Annotated in this window: 16 protein-coding genes; 8 read left to right on the top strand and 8 right to left on the bottom strand. The window is 57.7% G+C overall.

From position 1 onward, the window contains the following. The first annotated feature begins 37 nt into the window (after window positions 1–37). A complete protein-coding gene (locus tag ROO76_08180) occupies window positions 38–1,105 on the top strand; it encodes a 3-isopropylmalate dehydrogenase (GenBank protein ID MDT8068131.1) in 1,068 nt (355 codons plus the stop codon). Between the two features lie 72 nt (window positions 1,106–1,177). Here the strand turns inward: ROO76_08180 and ROO76_08175 are convergent, their stop codons facing one another. Further along, window positions 1,178–1,633 (bottom strand): tetratricopeptide repeat protein, encoded by a 456-nt coding sequence (locus tag ROO76_08175; GenBank protein ID MDT8068130.1) that lies wholly within the window; start codon window positions 1,631–1,633, stop codon window positions 1,178–1,180. 173 nt (window positions 1,634–1,806) lie between these two features. On the opposite strand from ROO76_08175, the gene ROO76_08170 reads away from it, so the two are divergent. The 4 genes from ROO76_08170 (at window position 1,807) to ROO76_08155 (ending at window position 7,096) form a co-directional block, all read left to right on the top strand. After that, window positions 1,807–3,288 carry a hypothetical protein gene (locus ROO76_08170; GenBank protein ID MDT8068129.1) on the top strand — a complete coding sequence of 494 codons (1,482 nt, stop codon included), beginning with the start codon at window positions 1,807–1,809 and terminating at the stop codon, window positions 3,286–3,288. Window positions 3,289–3,474: 186 nt separating this feature from the next. Beyond that, complete coding sequence (mtnP, locus tag ROO76_08165) at window positions 3,475–4,335, top strand: S-methyl-5'-thioadenosine phosphorylase (protein MDT8068128.1); 861 nt, start codon at window positions 3,475–3,477, stop codon at window positions 4,333–4,335. 14 nt (window positions 4,336–4,349) lie between these two features. Further along, window positions 4,350–5,273, top strand: coding sequence for a PfkB family carbohydrate kinase (locus ROO76_08160; protein MDT8068127.1), 924 nt, complete (start codon window positions 4,350–4,352; stop codon window positions 5,271–5,273). A 227-nt stretch (window positions 5,274–5,500) separates the two neighbouring features. Then, complete coding sequence (locus ROO76_08155; protein ID MDT8068126.1) at window positions 5,501–7,096, top strand: glycosyltransferase family 39 protein; 1,596 nt, start codon at window positions 5,501–5,503, stop codon at window positions 7,094–7,096. Between the two features lie 51 nt (window positions 7,097–7,147). Here ROO76_08155 and ROO76_08150 read toward each other — a convergent pair whose 3' ends face one another. From ROO76_08150 to nirK, 5 genes are all read right to left on the bottom strand, one after another. After that, complete coding sequence (locus ROO76_08150) at window positions 7,148–8,455, bottom strand: MFS transporter (protein ID MDT8068125.1); 1,308 nt, start codon at window positions 8,453–8,455, stop codon at window positions 7,148–7,150. Between the two features lie 55 nt (window positions 8,456–8,510). Then, window positions 8,511–10,043 carry a 4-alpha-glucanotransferase gene (malQ, locus tag ROO76_08145; protein ID MDT8068124.1) on the bottom strand — a complete coding sequence of 511 codons (1,533 nt, stop codon included), beginning with the start codon at window positions 10,041–10,043 and terminating at the stop codon, window positions 8,511–8,513. 347 nt (window positions 10,044–10,390) lie between these two features. Beyond that, complete coding sequence (locus tag ROO76_08140) at window positions 10,391–10,975, bottom strand: hemerythrin domain-containing protein (protein MDT8068123.1); 585 nt, start codon at window positions 10,973–10,975, stop codon at window positions 10,391–10,393. Window positions 10,976–11,269: 294 nt separating this feature from the next. Then, window positions 11,270–11,596, bottom strand: coding sequence for a cupin domain-containing protein (locus ROO76_08135; GenBank protein MDT8068122.1), 327 nt, complete (start codon window positions 11,594–11,596; stop codon window positions 11,270–11,272). Between the two features lie 27 nt (window positions 11,597–11,623). Continuing rightward, window positions 11,624–13,525, bottom strand: coding sequence for a copper-containing nitrite reductase (gene nirK / locus ROO76_08130; GenBank protein MDT8068121.1), 1,902 nt, complete (start codon window positions 13,523–13,525; stop codon window positions 11,624–11,626). A gap of 128 nt (window positions 13,526–13,653) precedes the next feature. Between nirK and ROO76_08125 the strand changes: the two genes are divergently transcribed. Further along, window positions 13,654–14,307 (top strand): LuxR C-terminal-related transcriptional regulator, encoded by a 654-nt coding sequence (locus ROO76_08125; GenBank protein MDT8068120.1) that lies wholly within the window; start codon window positions 13,654–13,656, stop codon window positions 14,305–14,307. Between the two features lie 679 nt (window positions 14,308–14,986). Further along, a complete protein-coding gene (locus ROO76_08120; GenBank protein ID MDT8068119.1) occupies window positions 14,987–17,425 on the top strand; it encodes an ABC transporter permease in 2,439 nt (812 codons plus the stop codon). A gap of 22 nt (window positions 17,426–17,447) precedes the next feature. Here the strand turns inward: ROO76_08120 and ROO76_08115 are convergent, their stop codons facing one another. Beyond that, window positions 17,448–18,155 carry a hypothetical protein gene (locus tag ROO76_08115; protein ID MDT8068118.1) on the bottom strand — a complete coding sequence of 236 codons (708 nt, stop codon included), beginning with the start codon at window positions 18,153–18,155 and terminating at the stop codon, window positions 17,448–17,450. Window positions 18,156–18,815: 660 nt separating this feature from the next. Next, the gene (locus ROO76_08110; GenBank protein MDT8068117.1) at window positions 18,816–21,281 is read right to left on the bottom strand and encodes a glycoside hydrolase family 31 protein; all 2,466 of its coding nucleotides are present in this window, start codon (window positions 21,279–21,281) and stop codon (window positions 18,816–18,818) included. A gap of 277 nt (window positions 21,282–21,558) precedes the next feature. On the opposite strand from ROO76_08110, the gene ROO76_08105 reads away from it, so the two are divergent. Continuing rightward, a complete protein-coding gene (locus tag ROO76_08105) occupies window positions 21,559–25,053 on the top strand; it encodes a TonB-dependent receptor (GenBank protein ID MDT8068116.1) in 3,495 nt (1,164 codons plus the stop codon). Window positions 25,054–25,063 lie beyond the last annotated feature (10 nt).

Here is a 25,063-nt window from a genome sequence, read left to right as displayed (position 1 = left end):
TCCGATTAGCCGATTACGCTGTTTCCCGATACTATCTATGCCCGTGACTCAGAACGTTTCAAAACGCGCCCACAAGATCGCCGTCGTTCCCGGCGACGGCATCGGCAAAGAAGTCATTCCCGCCGCCCTCAACGTGATCCGCGCAACTGGCGCGTCGGTTGAGTTCACCGAGTTCGACTGGTCCGCCGACCGGTACCTGAAGGACGGCACCACCATCCCGCCAGACGGCTTCGAGATGCTCGCGCGCGACTTCGACGCCATCTTCGTCGGCGCCCTCGGCGACCCTCGCGTCAAAACCAACATTCACGCCAAGGAAATCCTGCTCGGAATGCGCTTCCGCATGGACCTCTACGCGAATGTCCGCCCGGTCAAACTGCTCGACTCTGCTCTCTGCCCACTCAAAAATGTCACGCCCGAGATGATCGACTTCACCGTCATTCGCGAGAACACCGAAGGCGTTTACATGGACATGGGCGGAATCTTCAAGCGCGACACTCCGGACGAAGTCGCCACGCAGGAAGACATCAATACCCGAAAGGGTGTCGAGCGCATCATCCGCTTCGCCTTCGACTACGCCCGCCACCACGGCCGCAAGAGGGTCCTCATGGCCGACAAATCCAACGTCATGAGCTACGCCGGAGGTCTCTGGCAAAAGGTGTTCAAGCAGGTCTCCGCCGACTACACCGACATCACGCCGCAGAACATGTACGTCGACGCCCTTTGCCTGCAAATGGTGCGCGAGCCGCAATCTCTCGAAGTCATCGTCACCAACAACATGTTCGGCGACATCCTCACCGATCTCGCCGCCGCTCTCCAGGGTGGCCTCGGCATGGCTGCGAGTGGCAACATTCACCCGGGCCGCACCTCCATGTTCGAACCCGTCCACGGGTCCGCCCCACCCCTCGCGGGCAAGAACGTCGCCAACCCAATGGGCGCCATCCTCAGCGCCGCCATGATGCTCGACTACCTCGGCCTCACCGCCGAAGCCAAAAAGATGGAAACCGCCGTCGCCGCAGCCGTCAAAGAGAAAAAGCTCACGACCGACGTCGGCGGGACAATGGGAACGAGAGAATTGACGGAATGGATTGCCAAGCGCGTCTTGTAATCGTGGCAGTGCGCCATTGTGCGATTGCTTTTCGATGGCACGATAGCCCGATCACCCGATGGCACAATTCCTTCAGTTGAACATTGCGCTCAACCTCTTCAACGCCCTCGCCGGCGCGAGGTATTCCCCATTCTCGGCCAGTGCCTTTTGATAGCACTCCCGCGCCCGTTTCCATTCGTGCCGAGCCTCATACACCCGCCCGAGGTTGTAGTACGGATAGCAGCGCGCCTCATACCGCTTGGCCCCGATCGCCTTCTCCAGCCAAACAATCGCCTCATCCGGCTTGTCGAGCTCAATCAGGTAAGCGCCAATATCGTTGTAGGGATTCCCAAACTCCGGGTCGATTTCGATGGCCCGCTTGCAGTCTTCAATCGCCTGCTCGTAATCCTCGAGATATGAATAAGCCCAGCCCCGAAACGTGTACGGCTCGGCGGAAGGGAAGGCCTCAATCGACTTCGTATATAGCTCGATTGCCTCGCGGTACTCTCCTTCGGCCTGCTTGTCGTAGGCCAGTTTGAAGTACTCCATTGCCTTTTCTGGGTTACCTTCGGGCATGTTCGGACATGGTAATCGCAAACGCTGCCAATCGGGTAATCTGGTACAGCCCGATTCAGCAGCGGACGAAGGAGAAGCGGATCGCGGCCCGGACTCAACCGACGCCAGCAACATCTAAGGGTATAGACTTTGCCCAGAAGGAACTTGTGAACAGAACTCATCCGGCTCACCCACTCCGCAACTGGTTTCTTGTCCCGCTTCTGTCATTGCTGCTCGCACTAGCCGCTGTCGCTCAGCAGGCACCCACGCAGACGCCCCCGCAGCAACCTGGGCCGGAGAAGGTCTCGCCGCCGCCGCAGGCACCCCAGGGGCAGGACCAGACCATCGTTCCTCGCGAGCACCATCTCTCGCAGGCTGAAGCCGAGCAGCTCTTTAAATCGCTCGACGACATCCTTGCTTTCGTCAGCAAAGACTCCGGCCTGCCCATCAAGGAACCCATCAAGCGCCGCCTCGTCACGCGCGAAGAAGTCGGAGCCTTCCTCGAAAAGCGCATGAAAGAGGACAAGGACGCCGAAAAACTGGAGAAGTCCGAGACGAGCCTGAAGAAATTCCGCCTCCTTCCCAGGGACTTCGACCTCCGCTCCTTCATGCTCACGCTCATGAAAGAGCAGGTGGCCGGCTACTACGATCCCAAAACCAAGACCGTGAACATGCTCGACTGGGTGGATGCCGAAGAGCAAAAACCGGTTATGGCCCACGAGTTGACGCATGCCCTGCAGGATCAGAACTACGACATGGAAAAGTGGATGGAGGCCGGCGGCAAGCCCAGGAACATCCAGGAAGAGATCGAGCAGGATGAGCGGCGCGGCGCGCGCGAAGCCGTCATCGAAGGTCAGGGCATGATCGTCCTCCTCGACTATATGCTGCGCGCGTACAAACTCCGCGTCACCGACGCCCCGCAGTTTGTTGGCATGATGCGCGCCGGCATGGGCGGCGGCGACATCTCCGGCTCTCCCGTCTTCAGCAAAGCACCGTTGTTCCTGCGCGACAGCCTCATGTTCCCCTACTCGGACGGGATGAATTTCGTCCTTCAAGTAGAACTTAAACGTGGGACCGAGGGCGGCTTTGCCGGCCTGCTGACGAATCCGCCGACCACGACCCGCAACATCATGGAGCCGCAGACATACTTGTCTGGCGAAACCGTGCCGAACGTCAAAGTTGCCGATCTCGACAAGGTTCTCGGCAAGAAGTGGCAGCGCTGGGATTACGGCTTCATGGGCGAATACGACGTTCAACTCATGTTCAAGCAATGGTTGAACACCGAGACCGCCGATGCGATCTCTCCAAGCTGGCGCGGCGGCTACTACCTGAGTTATAAGGAGCCCGGCACCAAGGTCGGCTCCGACGGCAAACTCGACGAAGCTAACATGGCCATGGTCTACGTCTCAAAGTGGGCGTCACCGGACGCCGCCAAACTCTTCGCCGACGACTACGCCAAAGCTCTTCAGAAGCGCTATTCGAAACTCACCGCCACCAAGCCCTTAGGCCAGGGAACCCGCGGCGAGTGGATGACCGAAGAAGGGCCAGTCATCATCGAACTCCGCGGAGACTCCGCATTTGTCAGCGAAAGCTTCGACCCGGCAACGGCGGACAAGCTGAGGGACGCAGTCTTCGTTGAAATTGAATGAACGGCAAAACGGCAAAGGGAAAAGCGGCAAAACAAAGGCAAGAACGACCGGGGCTTCGCCGAGGGTCGCTGGTAAGGCCTCAAGCTTTGACGTAGTGTGATCCGCGCAAATCCGCGGTCCAGTTTTGCCGTTGTTTATAATTCCTAGTTCCACTTGCTTTTCAGTTCCACACAGGAGCTTCCGCGATTGGCACAAGCTGAAATCGGCATTATTGGCGGTAGTGGTCTTTATCAAATGAAGGGCCTCACCGACCTCCACGAGGTCGCGCTCGAAACCCCTTTCGGCAAACCTTCCGACAGCTACATGGTCGGCACCCTCGGCGGCCGAAAAGTCGCATTCCTTGCACGCCACGGCCGCGGACACCGCCTCATGCCCTCGGAGCTGAACTTCCGCGCCAACATCCACGGCATGAAGCAGCTCGGAGTTGAGCGCATCCTCTCCATCTCGGCGGTAGGCTCGTTGAAGCAGGAGCACGCTCCACTGGACTTCGTGCTTCCCGACCAGTTCTACGACCGCACCAAGCATCGCGTTTCAACCTTCTTCGGCGACGGAGTCGTCGCGCACATCGCTTTCGGTGATCCCATCTGCGAGCGCTCCCAGAAAGTCGTTCACGACGCCTGCAAGCGCGCCGGCGTGAACGTCAAACTCGGCGGAACCTACATCTGCATGGAAGGGCCGCAGTTCTCGACAAAAGCCGAGTCGAATCTCTATCGCTCGTGGGGCATGGACGTCATAGGCATGACCAACCTGCAGGAGGCAAAGCTAGCACGCGAAGCCGAGCTTTGCTACGTCACCGTCGCCATGGTGACCGACTACGATTGCTGGCATCCGCACCACGACGAGGTCACCGTCGATCAGATCGTTGCCGTGCTGCTGAAGAATGCCGAGAACGCCTGCAACGTCGTACGTGAAGCCGTAGAAGCAATGCCAAAAGAGCGCACCTGCAAATGCGGGTCGGCCCTGGCAAGCGCCATCATCACCTCAAAAGATGCGATCCCGGCCGCAACGAAAGAGAAGCTGAAACTCATCATCGGAAAGTACGTTTAACGGAGGCGATTTAAATGTCTATCCTCGTTGTCGGCTCAGTCGCCTTCGACACCATCAAGTCGCAATTCGGCGAGCGCCACAAAATCCTTGGGGGCGCCGCGACCTACTTTTCCCTCGCCGCAAGCTACTTTACGGAAGTTCGGGTGCTGGCTGTTGTTGGCGAAGATTTCACCCAGGAACATGAACAGGTTCTCACCTCGCATGGCGTCGACACTCGCGGCATCGAGCACGCCAACGGTAAGACCTTCCATTGGGGCGGAGAGTATGGCGAGAATCTCAATGAGGCGCAAACCAAGTTCACTGACCTGAACGTCTTCGCGAATTTCCAGCCACGAATTCCCGCCGCCTACAACGACAGCGATTTCCTTTTCCTGGCAAACATCCAGCCCGACCTGCAGAAGCAGGTGCGCGACTCCATGCCGCACGTAAAGCTCGTCGGCGGCGACACCATGAATTACTGGATCAACAACACGCGCCCGCAGCTCATGGAGACTCTCAAAGGCGTCGACATTCTGCTCATCAACGACACTGAAGCCAGGATGCTGACCGGCGACACCAGCGTGCCGCGAGCGGCCAACAATATCCTCGAGATAGGCCCCAAGGCACTCGTCATCAAACACGGCGAGTACGGAGCGACCATTTTCTTCAAAGAGAACTCATACGGCAACGGCGTAAAAGCATTCCGAGCCCCGGCTCTTCCCATCGAAGAGGTCTTCGATCCCACCGGCGCAGGCGACTCCTTCGCCGGCGGCTTCATGGGCTACATCGGCTCGCAGAAAGAAATTTCGCGCGAGACACTGAAGCACGCCATGTTCTACGGCAGCGTCATGGGTTCGTTCGCAGTCGAGCGCTTCGGTCCGGAGCGCCTGCAGAACCTGACCAAGGCTGAGATCGACGAGCGCTTCCGCGCGTTTAGGAATTTGACGCACCTGGATTGAGGAATGAGAAGCTATGTCGTAGATTGCTTTGAAGGGGCACGGCTTCAGCCGCCGTTCAAGGCCGCTGCGGCTTCAGCCCCCTAGGTTTTCTCTCCCCACGCCCCTGATTGCGGAGTCCAAGTTCAATGCCGGTCACTTCAACATCCCCGGACAATAGGCGCCTTCCACATCGGAAGCACGACTCCGCGCCCCCGATAAAGATTGCCGAGTCTCGCATCTCCGTGCGTATGCTCGCCCTTGTTACCCTCGTCTCGCTTTGCTCTTTCATCTGGTTCTTTTTCCGCCACGAAATCCTTCTATACGGCGACGCCGTGGCGCACATCAATATTGCCCGCCACGTATTCGACTGCATCAATCCCGGCCTTCTCCGTCTCGGCACCGTCTGGCTGCCACTGCCGCACCTGCTCATCATTCCGTTCATCGTCAATCAACAGATGTGGACGACCGGCTGGGGCGCCTCCGTCCCATCGATGCTCGCCTACATCCTCGGCGTCATTGGCATCTACAAGCTCGTTTTCCTGCGACTGGGGAAATGGCCGGCGTTGCTCGCCGCCGCCATCTACGGCCTGAACCCGAACCTGCTCTATCTGCAGTCGACCGCGATGACCGAGCCCGTTTTCCTGGTCTTTTTCATCTGGTCGCTCGTCTACCTCGATCGATTCCTCATTGGCTTGCGTGCCGACGACGCTTTCCGCGAGAAATATCCGCCGCACAAATCGCTCGAGTACTGTGCCATCGCGCTCGCCGCCTCCATGCTGACGCGCTACGACGGCTGGGTGTACAGCGCCATCTTCGGAATTGTCGTCCTTATCCGATGGTGGACTTGGCGAAAGGGAACTGGTGCCCCACATCTGCCGCAGTCAGCAGATGTGGGTTACGAATCCCATCGTGTTGCACGTTCGCTCATCGCATTTATGGCCCTCTGCGCCCTCATGGGTGCACTCTGGCTCGCGCAGAACTACGCGCTCTCCGGTCGCCCACTCGACTTCATGAACGGCCCCTACTCCGCGAAGGCCATCGAAACTCGATCCATGCAGGCCGGCAGTCCGCCTCATCCCGGTACCGGATCATTGATGACTTCGACGATCTATTTCTTGAAAGACGCGAAGCTGAATGTCTCTGGTGGTTGGCTCGAGACGCCATTCTTCCTGATCGCCCTGGCAGGCGCACTGCTCGTGTTGCGCTACCACATGCCGAAAAGTTACCTGCTGTTGCTGCTTCCAATCCCGTTCTACGCCTACTCCGTCGCCTACGGTAGTGTTCCCATCTTCATGCCGGTATGGTGGCCGCACTCTTACTACAACGTGCGCTATGGGATAGAACTTCTGCCGGCCTTCGCCGTATTCATCTCCGTGGCGTTCTACGCACTGCTTGCAGCTTCGTGGCGCAAAGAGATCAGGTGGGCCGCACAAATCGCTCTCGTCGCGATCGTCGCCGCAAGTTATCTTCTCGTCGCCGTCCAAACACCAATCTCTCTTCGCGAAGCCCGCGTCAACAGCATCACCCGCGTCATGCTCGAGCGTCGCCTGGCCAAGGCTCTGCGCCAAATTCCCCCGCACTCCATCATCCTCATGGGAACCGTGGACTACGTCGGCGCTCTGCAACGCGCCGGAATCCCGCTTCACCGGGTCATCTGGGAAGGCGCGCACACCCAATGGGAAGAATCGCTTGCCGACCCCGCGAAGTACGCCAACTACGTCGTCGCCATCCGCGGAGACGATGTCTGGTATTCCGTGCATCGTTTCCCGCAGCACCTGGTGCTTTGGGTTCAGTTCGACACGCCGGGTAAACCACGCGTCAGCGTGTACCGGGTAGAAAAATAAAAATGCAGGATTTTGAGAATGCCCGCGCCAGGAGATACGCGTCTTTGGTTGCTAGTTGCTAATTGCTGCCCTTGCGGGATCGCTGGCATCCTCGACCCGCAGCATCAGCAACGCTGCGAGAATCAGCGCGCACCCGCCGATCATGACTACCGCGAGCCTCACATCCATCGAAGCCGGCAGCCGCGGGATCAGGAAATTGACCACGCGATTAAACAGCGCTCCCGCAATGATCTCCGGCAGCACGATGAAGAAGTTGAAAATCCCCATGTAGACGCCAACCTTTGCCGGCGGCAGCGATCCCACCAGAACCGCATACGGCATCGCGAGAATGCTCGCCCACGCAATCCCAACTCCCGCCATCGGCAGCATCAGCATCATCGGCGTATGAATCATCGCAACCGACAGCAACCCCGCCCCGCCGCACAGCAGGCAAAGCGTGTGTGTGCCTTTCCGGCCTATCGCTTTCGCAATCGCGGGAAGCGCGAACGCGAATACGAACGTCACCACTGAGTACGCCGCAAAGCAGATGCCTCCCCACTTGATCCCATCGGTATAGCTCGGCGACTGCGGCGAGGTTGCGCCAAACACACTCCGCGCAATCGCCACGCCGAAATACAGCCACATGCAGAACAGTCCCAGCCACGTGCAGAACTGCACTGGCGCAAGCTGCCTCATCGTCTTCGGCATCGTCCGAATCGAGTGCAGGATCTCGCCCACATTCTGTGCCAGGCCCGTATGCTCCGCCTTCATCCGCCGAAACGCTTCCATATCGTCGGGCGGATATTCCTTCGTCGTCAGAATCGTATACAGCACCGCTCCAAAGAACGCCGCCGCGCCGAGATAGAACGACAGCCGCACCGTGAAGGGAATCGCCGAGGTGGCGCCAGCGGTGTCGCTGACGTGGAACCAGTGCGTCAGCATGTAAGGCATCGCCGACGCCACCACCGCGCCGATGCCGATAAATATGCTCTGCATCGCGAACCCGCTGGTTCGCTGTTCTTCCGGCAGCATATCCGCGACGAACGCCCGAAACGGCTCCATGCTGACGTTGATCGACGCATCGAGTATCCACAGCAGCCCCGCCGCCATCCACAGAACCGAACTCCGAGGCATCAGCACCAGCGCCAGCGAACTGAGGATCGCCCCTGCCAGGAAGTACGGCCGCCGGCGTCCCAGCGCGTTCCACGTCCTGTCGCTCGCATGGCCGATGATCGGCTGCACCAACAGTCCCGTAAGCGGCGCCGCCAGCCACAGGTACGCAAGCTGATCAGCATGCGCGCCGAGATACTCGTAGATCGCGCTCATGTTTGCCATCTGCAGGCCCCAGCCGAACTGGATTCCGCCGAAGCCGAAGCTCATATTCCATATCTGCCAGAACGACAGCCGCGGTTTGCTTACTACCTTCGGTGCGCTACTAGCGGTCGTAGACACGCGTAAACTCCTTCAATCGAGCTTGATGCTTCTCCGTAAGCTGCCCTTCCACCAGCCGCCACTTCCAGTTTCCCCACGGACGCCCCGGCAGGTTCATCCGCGCCAGGCCGCCGAGCCCCAGCACGTCTTGCACAGGCACCAGCGCCGTGTTCGCCACCGACATATACAGCGCGCGAATGAACACCCAGTTGATCTCCACCGTCGGATCGTCCAGCGAGAACCCGAAGTACTCCGACACAAACTTGTGCTCGCGTCGCAGATCCTCTTCGCTCCGCGTGCTGTCCGCTACGCCCGACGTCCACCACCCAACCATCGTGTCGTTATCGTGACCTCCGGTATAAGCCACCAGGTCGCGAACGTAGTTATGAGGGCGGAACGACGGTCCCTGCGGATCCGTACCGTACCCGAACTGCATCAACGCCATTCCCGGGAACCCGAAGCGATGCCGAATAGCCTCGACATCCGGCGTGATGACCCCAAGGTTCTCTGCCACGATCGGCAGCGGCCCGAGAGTGGCCGTGACCACGTCGAACAGTTCCGCTCCCGGACCCTTGATCCAGCGCCCATTCTGCGCCGTCTTATTTCCTCCCGGAATCTCCCAATACGCCTCGAACCCGCGGAAGTGATCGACCCTCATCAGGTCGAACAGCGCCAACGCCGCGCGGAACCGCTCGATCCACCACGTATACCCGTTCGCCTTCATCAGGTCCCAGCGATAAATTGGGTTTCCCCACAACTGTCCTGTCGCCGAGAAGTAATCTGGCGGAACCCCCGCGATCAGCGCCGGGTTACCGTCCGGCTTCAGGTGAAACAAATCCGGTCTCGCCCAAACGTCCGCCGAATCATGCGCGACATAGATCGGTATATCGCCCATAATGCGGATCTTCCGTTCGCGGCAATACCGCTGCAGTGCGCGCCACTGCCGCGAGAACTCGAACTGCCAGAACTTGTGCGCCGCAATCGAGACAGCGCAACGCTCGCGCCACGACTTCATCGCCTTGGCGTCGCGGCGCGCAATCGCTTTGTCCCACAGCGTCCACATCACCAGTCCGTGAGCTTCCTTCACTGCCATGAAGAGCGCGAAGTCGTCCAGCCATGCGGCGTTCGCTTCGCAGAAGGCATCGAACTGCGAGTGCAAATCTCCCGAGTTGTTCGAAAAGAAATTTCGAGCTGCCTTTCGCAGGATCGGATATTTCCAATCGATCACCCGCCCATACGCGACCTCGTCCTTGGGGAACTCGGGAGTCCCCTCGAGGTCCGCCTGCCGCAGCAGACCCTGCTCCATCAACCGGTCCAGGCTCAGCAGCAGCGGATTCCCGGCAAACGCCGAGAAACATTGGTAGGGCGAATCCGCGTAACCGGTGGGATTGAGCGGAAGCACCTGCCAGATCGTCTGTCCGGCTCCGTGGAGGAAGTCGGCGAACCGATACGCTTCAGGCCCCAGATCGCCGATGCCATAAGGTCCGGGAAGGGAAGTTGGATGCAGAAGAAGGCCGCTGGATCGTGGGAATGACATCGAGGAGAGAGTAATTCGGAGAGGATAGGGAAAGCAAACTGTTAGCGCGACAGTTGATTTGGGGCTGGACGATCTCGCGAGTCGCCTGACACAACCAGTTCTCCGCCTGCTCGCTCAGCTTTTTCCACGACCTTCTTCCACGCTCCTCCCAATTCTTTGATTTCTGCGCAGCCGAACAGTCGTACCTGGAATACGGGTGGGCACTCTGTTTCATGGCAGACCGGGCATCCAGTTCGAACGACCTCATGCGAAAGCATCACATCACTCAGCGGTACATCATAGTGATTGCCGCAAGCAGGGCACGCCAACCGGATCGCAATATGGTCAAGAATGTTCATAAGCGTCCCTTAAGCGACCTGCGGGTTAGAGCATTGCGGGCAGCACTCTACCCGTTCTGAGAGATTCTCGGCCAGGGCTTCGAATTCCTCATTGATTCGTCCCCCCAAGTCGAGTTCGGCGAGAGCGAATTGTCGAAGCAGGATCTCCTGATCGGAAGGAGAGAGCACTTTTTCCGCCATCGGGAATAGTAGGTAATCCTCTTTCCATATGTGCTCAGGAAAAAAGCTCATCAGATTGTGGAGCGCTTCTTTCAGGTTCGATCTTCCCGAGTGTCCATCGGCCAAATAGGCCGCAGTTGATTCTGAAAGCTCGTTAACCAGGCGCAGAATCTTCCCGTGTTCACTCTTCAGTACTGCAATCGGGCAGCCCGTGGCTGGTATTCCCCTCTCCTCCAACAATGGAAACAGGTAGCCTTCTTCTCTCGCCTGGTGATACTGGTCGCAAAAAATCCTCATGAATTGAAGCAAATCGCGCAGAATCTCCGCATTTATATCGTGCTTGAGATCCAGTTGTTCCTGTACTCTCGCCATAACGGCTAATACCTTTTCGATCGTTCGATGCTCGCGCTCAAGTGTTTCCATCGCATTTGTCATAGATACTCCTCGACGCTTAAACGTCTTTGCACGCCTCACAATGCAGTTGTTTTGGCGGAACGGCGCGCTCCCATGACTCCTTGAGGAACACTCCTCGTTCCGCATCGAATTCCAGCGATAGACTGTTGGCACAGCTATCGCAGATCCAGAAATACACGGCTAATCTCTTTCGCGTACCCCCTACAAAAGTCTGCGGTCGAAGTTCAAAGCAATAGAGCCGGCCACCACGCAGGTATTGAAAGGGCCTGCTACACGCCGGATTTGCACACTTGGTAATCATCTTTTCTCCTCCGCTTACTGATTCCCAGGCACCTTGATTTGGATCAGCAGCATAATGCACTCACTTGTCGCTGAAATCGCATGTGGCAATGTCGGCGGCATATAGGCAAACGATCCTGCATTGGCCTTCACCGTGTCGTCCCCTAGTCTGACTTCTGCCTCACCACTCAAGAACTGCAAGATGGCTGGGGTCGGCGCGGAATGCGTTGAGAGTTCCTGGCCTTTCGAAAAGCCGAACAGCGTGACATTCGTAAACTGGTCTTTGTGTATCACCTTGCTGATAATTCCTTCGTTCGGGACAGTTATTTCGCTACTAAGATTCGGCATGAATTTGTATTCCATCTTCCTATCCTCCCCGACGGTTAGCCTTCACTGATCTGCTTTACTTCCGGAATTGCTACTGGCCACCTCCGTCGTCCTCGGTCTTACGATGATCGTTCCCTTCATCCCGCTTGCTTCGTGAAGCGTGCAGACGTAACGATAAATCCCCGGCGTCGTGAACACACGTGAGTAAGTCTGATCGGGCACAAGGTACCCGGAATCGAACGGTTTGGTCCCAGACGGCAGGTTCACATCTCTCAGGTAGACAGCCTTGCTTGCATCATCAACCACGTTGTGCGTGACATTTGATGAGTTCTTCCAAGTCACTTTTTCCCCTGCTTCGACCGTCAGGTTCGCGGGCTCGAATCTCATTTCTCCCATCCGGACCGTTGCGCTCGATGCCTTGGTCACGATCTTCCGGACATCCGCCGCACTCATTCTCACCGAACAATTGGGGGCAACCGCCTGGAGGGTATCAACCACAAAGCTTGGAATATTAGGATCCTCCACCTCCACGACACTTCCCACATGCCCGGTTACGTGGACGATTCGGCCAGAATTCTCCGAGAACAGGAACGGCTGCGCTTCCAGCCGATAGATCTTGGAAGAACCAAGAAGCTTCAGCATCACCTCGCCGCCACTCACCGTGTTCATGCATCCATCCAATTCAGTCGGCGAGCCGCGTTTCGCTATAGTAGGCGAGCCGGATGCCGCTGCAATTCGCCCGGAGGTATGCTCCATTGGCATAGACATGGCCGTGGGTTCCGTAACCTTTGTACCCGTTTCATCTGCACTGCCGGCCCACATGGATACGCTCCGCGCGGAACCTTCAACCGGAGCTTCCATATCTATCTTCGTCATGCCGCTCAGCACGGACTCTCCCGACTCAGCCGAGACCGGGCCTTCGGACATCAACTTTGCAGTATCCGTTCCAGTCACCGCGAGATTCGCCATTAGTCCTTTGGCCATTCGCGACATTGCATGGTCCATCAGGGCAAAATTGCCCGGAGCAGTCGCCGTTAATTCCAGCATTGCGGCCCCGCCGGGCGGCACGCTTGCGGTCTGAACACCGGTAAGGGGCATCGACATGGAACCTAGCTGATAATCCTTGGTGAAGATCTCGCCTACCATGTGCAGCGAAGACGCCTTGTTCGGTCCAGCATCGCCGAAGAATATACGGACCGTATCGCCGACATTCGCCTGCATCGACCTTGTTTTTGTGAGTGCGTCAACCGCTCCGTTGAACACAAAATAGTCCGGTTCTTCTTTCATCAGCTTGGCCGCGCTGAACTGCTGTAATCCCGGAGTTCCTTCTGGTCCGGCAGTGTAGAACTCGCCCTGCATCAGGTAGTACTCATGATCCACATGCGGCAGCCCACCCGCGGGTTCCACCAGGATCAGCCCGTACATCCCGTTCGCAATGTGCTCGGCGATCATAGGGGTCCCGCAGTGATACACGAATAACCCAGGTGTGGTCGCTTTGAAGCTGAACGTTTTTGACTGCCCAGGAGCAGCTTGCGAGAATGCTGCGCCTCCACCCGGCCCAAGTGCTGCGTGGAAGTCGACCGAATGAACCATGTGGCTGCCGGCATCGTTCTTCAACGTCACTTCCACCGTATCGCCCTGGCGCACGCGAATCATTGGCGCGGGAACTTTGCCATTGAAGGTCCAGTACCGGTACTTGGTTCCGCTGGACGAATCCAGATCCCCAATCACTTCCTCAGCCGTCAGTGTTACCCGAACTACGGCGGGCCCGCGATTGCCTATCGGAGGCGGAACATCCGTGGGGGCGCGGACAATATCCACTGTTCTGGTGGAGTTTGCCGTCCCCATATGCATCGCGTGCGAGGACGTTTGGGCTTGAACATGAGCCGATCCGAAAAAGAACAGGAACAACAGCCCGAGTGACGAAATCGTGAGGCGAACTTTAGAACCACTGTTTGGTTGCATATATGCCTCTTTGTGCTGTCGAGGCGGTGTTTTGTCTTGATCAGCTGACCTATAATTGAGTCGTGAAGCGATATATCTCAATGGAACACGCGTACCGCTCACTTCAACGATTGTCACGGAGTACCTAAGTGCTGGAGAGTGAAGTATTTGCCCTGCTTGAGCGCACCACTGATGCGGCCTTTGCGGTTACCCCTCAGGGTGAAATCTTGTCTTGGAATAAGGGTGCCGAGAAACTCCTCGGCTACAGCGCGGGCGAGGTTCTGCACAAAACCTGCTTCGACGTACTGGAGGGTGTCGATCCCTTAGGCACACACGTCTGCCATCAACACGCTAGCGTCCTCGATTGCAGCGGTGGCAGGACCGAGATACCGAACTTCGACATGAGTGTTAAGAAGAAGAGCGGTGATCGGCTGTGGATCAACATGTCCACCCTGGTCTTCGATAATCCGCGTAACAGCCACCGCTTACTTCTGCACTTGGCGCACGACATCACTGAGCAAAAACGGGCTGAAAATCTTGTGCGCACAATGCTCGACCTCTCAAAGCAGCTCACCGCCGCCGGTGAAACCTCGGTCCGCGCCGCCCCGATTTCTCCTCTTTCCGAACAAGAGATCCAGATCCTGCGTATGTTTGCCGACGGCAAGGATTCTGACGAGGTGGCTCGCGTTCTCGAGATAAGCCCGCAGACTCTTCGCAACCATCTCCATCACATCAATCAGAAGCTGCGAACGCGCAACCGGCTTGAAGCCGTCATGAATGCCATGCAGCGGAAATTGATCTAAAGTGTGTCTTGCCCAGGTCGACTTTTCCCATTTCGGAACTCCCCGGGAATTTTCTCATCCCCAACCACCGACCCTCTTGACGCCAACATTTACAATAGTTCTGGACACAGTGCATCGAGCGGCGCCCCCAGCGGGCGCCGTCGCTTTTAGCACGGAAGTCCGGTCTTCGGTTCACCCGATCTTCGGTTCTTCGGTTGCTTTCCGTTCTTTCTCAACCCGCGCACGCCAAGTGAAGGGAAGATGTGCGCCTTCCATTTCCCAGGACTGAAGATCCTGAGCTACCACCAGTCGTCCTTCGGACTCGATCTGGTTCGTCTCGGGTGCTTTTGCTTTTCGGCGGGAACTGAGAACCGAAACCTGGGAACCGGGTTTTTGCGCATAGAGGGATTCTTGCACCTTGTGCCTCGCTCTCTATATCCGATAACACGATGCGGAAATCACATTTTTCGCGCGCAATATCCTGAAAAGAAACGATCTCTGGATGTTTTCAGATTTAAGTTCTTGCCTCTCAGTCTTTCAGCAGGGAAATTTCCGCAAAATATTGCAAACAAGGATCTGAATAAATAGGGGTGGCTCTCCGAAACGAGCACGCAGCTGACTGGCTTCACTTGAGCGAGATAGTTACGTAGGAACTCGTGAAACGTCTATCATCTGAGCGATTAGCCGGAGGACTGCCGGAATGGAGATAAGCCAGGATGTTCGCCACGCATTACGAATGTGGAGGAGAAACCCCGGATTCATCGCGGTTGTGGTAGCAACGCTGGCCATTGGCATTGGCGCGAACACGGCAATGTTCTCCATCCTGCACCAGGCGCTGCTCAAGCCGCTGCCGTTCCCCAATCCCGATCGGTTGGTTCTGGTCGATACCACCTTCAGCGGCGAGATCAACCCAGTCTCCTCATTTCCCGACTACTATGATTACCGCGACCAGAATTCGACCATGGAGTCGGTAGCCGCAACTTCTCCCGGCGCGCGGCAAGTCATCGTCGCCGGCGGAAAGCGTCCGGAGTTTGCGGCGGCGATGTACGTGTCATGGAACTGGTTTGACACCCTGAAGGTAGCGCCTGCCGCGGGCCGCTGGTTCCGCCCTGAGGAAGGGAAGGCCGGAGCGCCGTACGTCGCCGTGGTGACCGAAGGCTACGCTCGCCGTCGCTATGGCAGCGTTGAGAAGGCGCTCGGACAACCGCTGATGCTGAGCGGCGTCGCGAAGCAGACAATCTCGGCGACGATCATCGGCGTGGCTCCCCCCTCAGCGCGGCTGCTGGCCGACGCCGACATGTGGACGCCGATGCGACAGGGCGAGGAAGACGGCCCCGAGACGCGCCTCTTCCACAACTGGCTGCTCGTCGCGCGCATGAAGCCGGGAGTCAGCATGGAGCAGGCGCAGGCCGAGGCGAACACGATCGCCGACCGCTTGCGACACCAGTATCCCGAGACAAACAGCGAGAAGGGATTCACCCTCGAGCGGCTGCAGTCCGGAATGTTGCGCTCGCAGACGCCAAGCATGTATCTGCTGATGGGCGCGGTCGGACTGGTCTTACTGATCGCTTGCGCGAATGTCGCTGGCCTTCTGCTGGCGCGAGGCGCGCTGCGCGGCCAGGAACTGGCGATTCGCGCTGCGTTGGGTGCATCGCGACGACGCATCCTCGCACAGTTGCTGATCGAGAGCATGATGCTGGCGATGCTTGCGGGAGCAGTCGGTGTCGCGCTGGCGTTCTGGTTGCAGAGGCTGTTGCCGATCGCAGTTGGCCTGACGCGCTCGGGAGTCACGCCGACCGGGATGCACTGGCCGGTGTTGCTCTTCGCCGTAGGCGTCTCGATGCTGACCGGACTGCTCTTTGGCCTGGTGCCCGCGTTACGCGCATCGTCACTGAACCCCGGCGAGCAGTTGGCCCACGGCGTCCGCAGCACGGGAACCCGCGGCGGACAGCGGCTGCGCGCGGCGCTCGTCGTCGGACAGGTCGCGGTCTCGCTAGTGCTGCTGGTCGGCGCGGGACTGCTGGTGCGCAGCTTCGCCGAACTGGCGAAGACCAATCTCGGATTCCACACCGAACATCTGCTAACCGGCGAGATCCAACTCCCGAACTCCGCGTATCCGCCGGATCGCCGGTTCCAGTTCTTCGATGGACTGCGCGATGACTTGACCACCATTCCCGGCGTAACAGGGGTTGGATTCGTGGACAAGCTGCCGATCAAGAACCCTTGGGGAAATTATCCAGTGTGGGCGGCATCGCGCCCTCCGATAAATCCCTCACAGGAGGAAAGCGCAAATGTACGCCTGGTTCTGCCGGGATATCTTGAGGCCTCGGGAATCCCGCTGCTGTCGGGGCGCGCGATCGGTCGATCCGATCTCAAGGGAAGGCCGCCGACAGTGGTCATCGACGAACGGCTAGCCAGAACACTATTCCCCGGCGAGAATCCCATCGGGCAGCAATTGACGGCAAACCTCGGCATCCTCAGCCCGCAGGAACCGGTCAACTGCGAGGTCATCGGAGTCGTCGGCGCGGCACGCCTTGACACGGTGGACGACCCGGGCCACATGGCAATGTATCTTTCTTACGATCAGTTCCAGCCGCGCCCTTCGATGCATTTCGTGGTGCGGACGGCCATCGCACCGGAAACCGTGGCCGCGTCCATTCGCAAAGTAGTGGCCGCGCGCGATCCGGGTCTTCCGCTGGCGCAACTGGTGATGATGGACCAGATCATCTCAGACTCTCTCGTTTCGCAGCGTGTCACGACGATCACCCTGGCATTGTTCTCCGCAATTGCGATGCTGCTGGCGGGCCTGGGGCTATATGGCACGCTGGCGTACTGGGTGAATCAACGCCGACAGGAAGTTGGCATCCGCGTGGCGCTGGGCGCGGAACGGCGAGACATCGTCCGGCTCGTGGTGGGACACGGTATGCGACTCGCACTGCTCGGCGCGGCGATTGGTTTGGCCGGTGCCTTCGTAGTCACGCGCCTCATGAGCACGATGATCTATGGCATTGGGTCCCACGATCCTGTTACTTTCGCGGCTGTGATTGTACTGTTGGTCGCGATCGCAGCGGCCGCCTGTCTATTGCCCGCATGGCGTGCTACGCGCGTGAATCCGATGGAAACACTGCGGGCGGAGTAAAACAATAAGTTTTACCTTCTGATCACTGTTCGTCGATTTGTTCCAACATCACCGGCAGGTACTTGGGCAAAACTATGTTCTTGTCTCGGCGTACCAGAATTGTGCGGTGCTTGCCATCAACAGTCGTCTGCAGTATGTAAACCCCGGTAATCGATTCGCTGTAGTCGAGTGTGCGGACATCACGCCGATTTTCACCGATCGAACGTAAGCTATCCAGGTCGAAATCCGTCGAAAATCTTCTTTTGACATTTGCTGGAGGCGTCGAACCGCTGCTCTGCTCGAACTCGGATGTTCCCGGTGGCCGATTTTCAAACCAATCAGGTTGTCGGTTTTTCCCCAGGTTTTCGGTTGTCACGCGATACGATCCGAAACCCACAATGTACGCGTTCAGCCAAAGAGAAGAGCTCTTCCACTTCACCTGTTCCACGACGATTCCTAAGCGTGACTCTCGCTCCTCATTCTCATCGGGTCGCTGCACGTAGACCACGCGCCCGCAGAAAATCGCCGAAGGAATAACGGTTTTTCCGATCAAAAACCCGCTATAGGACTTGAAACGTATTTCATCACCGACTCGTATCTTTTTCGCATCGACTTTTCTCATGAGCCAGACGGGAAATGTAGTTGCATGCGGTGCGGGTGGTGCGCGATGAACGCGTGGAGTTTCTTGTCCGAGAAGATCGAAAATCAAAAGCTGCGAAGTCAACAGCAGCGCGAGTAACGGATAACCCACGGTGCACCTCCTGCGTTCGTCGTTTGACTCTGCCAAGGTGCATGCGGCGGAGCCTTGCGAGAAGGTGATTTGCGGCAGTGAACGAGCGCTCTTCGGCTCGAGTTATTACCGCGCCTGGATAATCCTGTTGTGGGTTCTTCCCCGTGGACCCGAAGTCGTCTCAGGGGGCGTGTGGACCAGAATCGAAGAATTGCGCTTCGGAGAGACGACTGCTGTGCGCAATTATGGGCTTGTTGGCAGAGGTGTCAATGAGAATCGGTGCTCCTCACACTCGGGTGCTGTTGAAAACTGCTCCACTTCCACTGTTGACGGACCGGCGTTGACTTTCGCTATTTATTCTCCTAAGCTGGTGAGCGATGGATACGCCGAGGGCACCGCTGCAGAGTATCGGTTTGGCGGCCAATTCAAGCCGGCTGGACGGCGCGTTGTTGGTTGCCGCTTCTCTGATTGCGGTGATTCGGCTGCGTGGGGAGGACATTCGGCCGAGTCCTCGCGTATCCAGCGTAATCGCCGACTCGGTTTCGTTGGCGAGAGCGGTGCTGAGGGAAGTACAGCGGAGATAGAAAGCAACCGATAACCGAAGATCGGGTGAACCGGAATAGAAAGACAAATGCCCCTCCTGGCTGAACCAGGAAGGGGCATCCATTCAGGAATCTGTAATCAGTAATTAATCGAGATCGTCTGCGCTTCCCGTGAGAACAGAACATCGCGCGAGATTGGTTCTCGCTGGCCGTAGACCGTGATGCGCAGTTGTGTCCACCACGGCGTGAAGTCTCCTTCGGGAGCGGCGAGCTTCACGGTTATGCCCCGCGGAGTTGCGTCGCAGGTGAAGGACTGGCGGAAGTAGTGTCCCTGCTGGTAGTCGAAGGTGTGGCCGTCGTCGGTGTAGACGGAGCCGGAACAGTTTGGACCAGGGTAGACGGCGAGTTGAAGCGGGCCGACCGGTTTCTCGGCCGTCGACTGCACCAGTGGCTGGTGCGGAATGATCGAGCCACCGCGAACATAGACAGGAAGTTCGTCGAGCTTCGGATCGAGTTTTAGAGTCTCAATCATCGGCGGTTTGGGCGCGCCCTCCACAGTCTCCGCGTCCCACGCGGGCTGTTCTTTCGCCTCGACTTTCTGTCCAGTCCAGTAGTCGTACCAGGTTCCCGCGGGAAGATTGACGTCGTAAGAGTCGAGCGTCTCGAGGAGTTTCGGTGCGACGAGCAGATCGGGACCGAAGTAATACTCGTGATCGTTGACGTTTTCCATCAGCCCCAGGATCGGATGCTCGAGGAACATCGGCCGCATCAGCGGGATTCCCGTTCGCGAAGTCTCCTCCATCGAGGTGTAGATGTAAGGAAGGAGTCGATAGCGAGTTTCGATATAGCGGCGGCGAATGGTTTCCTGCTCGGGACCGTCGACCCACGGTTCCTGGTTTCGCGAGCCTTTGGTGGTGTGATCGCGATCGATAGGCTGAAACGCGCCGAGCTCGATCCATCGCGTGAGCAGCTCCGGTGTCGGGCTTTCGCCGAATCCGCCGACGTCGGCGCCGACGAGCGGATATCCGCTGACGCTCATGTTGAGCAGCGTCGGAACCGTGAGGCGATAGTGAACCCAGGTCGATGAGTTGTCGCCAGTCCAAGTCGCCGCATAGCGCTGCGTTCCTGCAAAGGCCGCGCGCGTGAGCACGAAGGGACGCTCGTTGGGACGAAGTGCGAGCAGTCCATCGTGCGTGGCGCGAACGTTCTCCATGCCGAAGACGTTGTGAATCTCGCGGTGATCGGTCGTGCGGACTGGTCCTCCGGGATTGCGGTTCTCAGTCTCGGCATCGACGCGATGGACTGTGTTGAGCGGCATCGTCTTCTCGGGATATCGGAACACCGCAGGCTCGTTCATGTCGTTCCAGAAACCCGCGACGCCCATGTCGGTGAACATCTTGTAAAGCGAGCCGTACCACTTGCGCACGGGAGTGAGCGTGAAATCGGGGAAGACGCTAGGCCCGGGCCAAACCCGGCCAACGTACTGCGAGCCGTCAGGATTCTTGACGAAGTAGTCGCGGGCGGTGCCTTGGTCGTAGGGCTTGTAGCCGACCTCCTTCTTCAGGTGGAGATCGGAGATGAGTACCGTCTTGAAGCCCTGCTGGTCGAGATCCTTCACCATCTGCTCGAAAGTCGGGAAGTAGTCGCGGTTTATGGTGAACGCTTTGTATCCCTGCTGGTAATCGATGTCGAGATAGAGGACGTCGCAAGGAATCTTGCGCGTGCGGAACTCGTCGGCGATCTGGCGGACGCGCGCTTCGGGATAGTAGCTGTAGCGCGACTGCTGAAATCCGAGCGCAAAGAGCGGCGGAAGCGGAGTGCGTCCGGTGAGCGAGGTGTAACGTTCGACGACCTGCCTGGGAGTCGGTCCGGCGATGAAGTAGTAGTTGAGTTCGCCGCCGTCGGCGCCGAAGGAGAAGTAGGAGTTGGATTCCTTGCCGAAGTCGAAGCTGGTTCGGTAGGTGTTGTCGAGGAAAACGCCGAAGGCGGTGCCGTTCGCGGTCATGCCGATGAAGAAGGGAATGGATTTGTAGAGCGGATCTGTGCCTTGCTGCCAGTCGAAGGCGTCGGTGTTCCAGTTGGTGTAAGCGTAGCCGCGGTGGTTCATGCCATCGGACTTGTCGCCGAGGCCGAAGAAGGCCTCGAGCGGAGTCATCGTCTTGTAGATGCGAAAGCCAGTGCCGCTCCAGGTCGCGGGATGATCCGGTTGATCGGCAAGAAGGGTTTCGCCGGTAGCCTGCAAGATGGAGATGATGCCGTTGGATTTGTTGACTGTGAGGTTGACGTTGCCGTCAGTCAGCTTCAGCGCGGTTGCCGATTGAGTCATGCGAACGGAGTTGGCTGGAAGCTTGGGCTGCGGGACGACGGCGAAGGAGTGGTCGGGCGGGAAACTCGGCTGAATTGCGTAGCGCAGACGCCAGATTCCGGGAGCGACCATCGTGATGCGGACGAGGGCATCGCCGGCGCGGAACTGCGCCCCGTCGGAGATTTCGCGCACGGCGCTGACCGGGCCAGTCGTGCGGGTTTCCGCGAGGGCGAAAAGCGGAATCGAGAAAGTAATCAGTATTAAGGTGCAGAGTGAAAGCCGCAGCGGGCGAGAAGACATATGAAAGTAGGCTCCTGAAGATGAAAATAGAAGCGTCTACCTGTGGAAAAGCTTTTGTCAACCCGTTGTAAATCGTTTAGGCATGGAGCAGAATAGAAATCGGTTTACGAATATCCGCAACCCCATTCAGCGGATTTTGCCGAGCGCGAAAATAAGAAGACCGATTTAGCCATAATCCGAACCCCATAGTCGGTTTCGCGTCGGCTCTGACGTACGTAAGCCATTGCGGGTTCTTCCCGTAATCAAGTCAGTTGCTTTTAAAAAAAGAGAGGGGCAAATGAGGCGAATTACAATCGTCTTGTGTCTGGCTGCGCTCGTTCTGTTCACCGTTGCAGCTTTTGCACAGAGCGACACCGCACGCCTAGTTGGAACAATCACAGATCAGAGCGGCGCAGCGATTCCGAACGCGACCGTAACAGTAACGAACGTTGGAACCGCGAGAGCCGTAACCGTAGAAACCGATGGAAGCGGCTCGTATGTTGTAGCCGCTCTGCCGGCAGGAAAGTACCACGTTGAAGTAAAGCAGCAGAGCTTCAAAACCGCCACGGCGGATATCACCCTGGAAGTTTCACAGGTGCAGGAAATCAGCCTGAAACTTGAGCCGGGAAGCGTCGAAACAGTAGTCAACGTAACCGACGAAATTCCTCTGGTCGAAACTACGACTTCGGGAACAGGGGAAGTGATCCAGGGCCGCCAAGTAACGGAACTTCCGCTTAACGGCCGCAACTTCACCCAGCTCGCGTTGTTGACACCGGGCGTTACGCGCGGCAACTACGGCGACACGTCGATGGGCGGCGGAAGCGGAACTGGTTCAGAAGGTTGGCGCAACTCTGATACGGGCGGCGCTTCACTGTCCGCCAACGGACTGCGCCAGCAAGCCAACAACTACATTCTCGACGGCGTAGACAATAACGATTCAATGATCAATTCGATCGTCTTCTTCCCGCCGGTCGAAGCTATCCAGGAATTCAAAGTCAACACCAGCGTTGCCCCGGCAGAAATCGGGCGCGCGGGCGGAGCGGTAGTTCAGGCCTCCATCAAGTCGGGCACGAACGCTTTTCACGGCTCGGCTTTCTGGTTCCGTCAGTCCGGTGAATTCAACGCAAGGGCATGGCACAACAACGACAATACATTCATTCGTAACCAGTTCGGCGGAACTTTGGGTGGTCCGCTGGTAAAGAACAAGCTGTTTCTGTTCATGGATTACCAGGGACTGCGGCAGAAGATTCCGACGAGCGATGGCCCGACGTGGGTTCCCACTCCGCTGATGCGGGAAGGCAATTTCACCGAGCTGCTGGGCCCGGGTGGACCCAGCATGACGACGGTGCCCGTTGCCCAGATTTGTCCGAACCTGGTCGGCACGCCGCTGGCGACGAGTCAGGGTTATGTGTTTAATCCACAGACTTGTCTGCCATTCGGCTGGGTCGGTGACGCAGCGACTGGCTCGCGAGGACCGAATATCAACATAATCGATCCTATGTATCAGAATTCGGTCGGCGTGGCGCTGGTGAACGCCTATCCGCTTCCGAACATCACCGGTGTGGCAATCAATGCCGCAAACTTCCAGCCGTCACGCCAACAGCTTCGTAACTACGACGATGCCGATGCGCGGTTGGATTACGTCGTAGGCGCCAAGGACACCATCTTTGTGCGTGGCAGCTACGCTCAGGATGCGATGACCGTAAGCGACCTTCTGAGAGATGCGAATCATGACCTGCCTTCGGGCTGGGGCTCAGGCAACAACCCGACGCATCCTCGTGCTATTGCTGTAGGTTGGACTCACAGTTTTGGAGCCAGGGTCATCAATGAATTCCGGTTCGGATATACCCGCGATTTGTATGCCTATGAGCCGCCGTTCCAAGGAACACCGATGGGAGAGAACCTGGGTATTCCCAACGCGAACCGCAACAGCCTTCTCGGGGGAATGCCGCTGATCGGTGGCTGGGGAGCAAGCCGGCAACTGGAGTACACGGGTGACTATGGACTCTACTCAGTGCCACAGAAACCTTTGCAATTCACCGACACGGTGAGCTACAGCGAGGGCCGGCACACTTTCAAGTTCGGGTTCAACATCATCAACCGGAAGCTGGATTTTGTGCAGGGTAACCGCGCGAAAGGCTACTTCTGGATCGATGACAACAACTGCGGACCGGGCTGCGGAGGTATGCCTTGGGGCTATTCCGGACAGGGTACCTTCACGGGTGCGCAGGTTGCCGAACTGGAAGCCGGGTTCATGGGCGGTTACCAGGTTGGCGACATGAGCGGTTACTACAAGACAAGGAACTGGGAGACCGGTTACTTTGCCCAAGACGACTGGCGCATCTCCAGTCGACTGACGTTGAATCTCGGAATTCGCTACGACCTGTTCACCTGGCCGTTCGAAGTGAGCGACCGGATGTCGAACTTCGACCCTGCGACGGGTACCCTGGTCCGCCCGACGGATGCTGGGCAGCCTCGCTCGCTGATTAACACGGACAAGAACAACATTGCTCCGCGTTTCGGATTTGCCTACGACGTTTTCGGAACGGGCAAGACTGTCCTTCGCGGCGGTTATGGAATGTTCTACTTCCTCGACCGTGGCGGTGTTGATAACCAGTTGCCGAACAACCCAGACTTCAATGGATATTCGTCCTACTGGGCTTGTCCGACTCCAACTACCTGCTCGACGGGATATCGCATTACGTTGAGCGGCGCTGCTGCCCCCGGGAGCAACAATCCGGTGGGTGCGACAGGTGCGCTGCCTCCGGCAGTCCCCTCAATTGATCCGAAAAACCTGAGCACGGCTGCAAACATTCTGTACTGGCCGAGGAACAACCAGAACTCGTCGGTACAGCAGTGGAACTTGCAGGTACAGCACGAACTATTCAAGAACACGGCAGTGTCAGTTGGATATATCGGGACCAAGATGGACCACCTGTCCACGCGGTTCCAGGCGAACCAGGGAGCATTTGGTACCGGAGTGCAGTGGTTCCCGACGGTTGGCCAAATTACGGAGATGGCAAACGTTGGTACCGGAATGTACAACGGCCTGCAGGCCAGTATTCGACGTAACATGTCGAGCGGTTTGCAGTACACGGTTTCGTATACCTGGTCGCATACGCTGGACAACTCCAACAGTGCATTCAGCACTTCCAGCACCAACAACGGCGGCGGCATCTCTGTCGGTCCGGACGGAGTCCCGTTGCTCAGCTACAACAAGGGCAACTCGGATACTGACATCCGGCACGCTCTTGTCGCTTCAGTCCTTTATGAACTGCCGTGGGGTAAAGGACGCCGGTGGTTAAGCGGCGCTCCGACCGCGGTCGATTACGTCCTTGGCGGATGGCAGTGGAACAACATTGTCACCCTCCAGAGCGGCTCGCCGATCAACGTGTTCTACAACAACAGCCGGTTGACAACTGTCTACAATGGCGGCTGCAAGGTCAACCCGGGAAGCCATGATTCAAATGGCAACCCGTATTGGTTGGTTTGCCCGGCCGGTGCGTTCACTTCGGCACCTGCCGGACAGATCGGCAACCTGGCACGTAACTATTTCCATGGGCCGGGAAGCCATGTTTGGGATATGTCGATCTTCAAGGACATCCCGATCTACGAAAACTTCAAGTCGCAACTGCGTCTTGAAATGTTCAACGTGACCAATACGCCACAGTTCCAGAACCCGGATTCGAATTTTGGAGGTCCGACCTGGACAAACGGCAACTTCGGGGTACAGAACACGACCAAACTGTCATCTGAACGTCGCATGCAGATTGCAGTTCGATTGATGTTCTAACCTTTCATTC

The sequence above is a fragment of the Terriglobia bacterium genome, from assembly GCA_032252755.1.
In the GTDB taxonomy this organism is placed as follows: Bacteria; Acidobacteriota; Terriglobia; order Terriglobales; family Acidobacteriaceae; genus JAVUPY01.
This window is presented reverse-complemented; position numbering and strand designations above follow the sequence as displayed.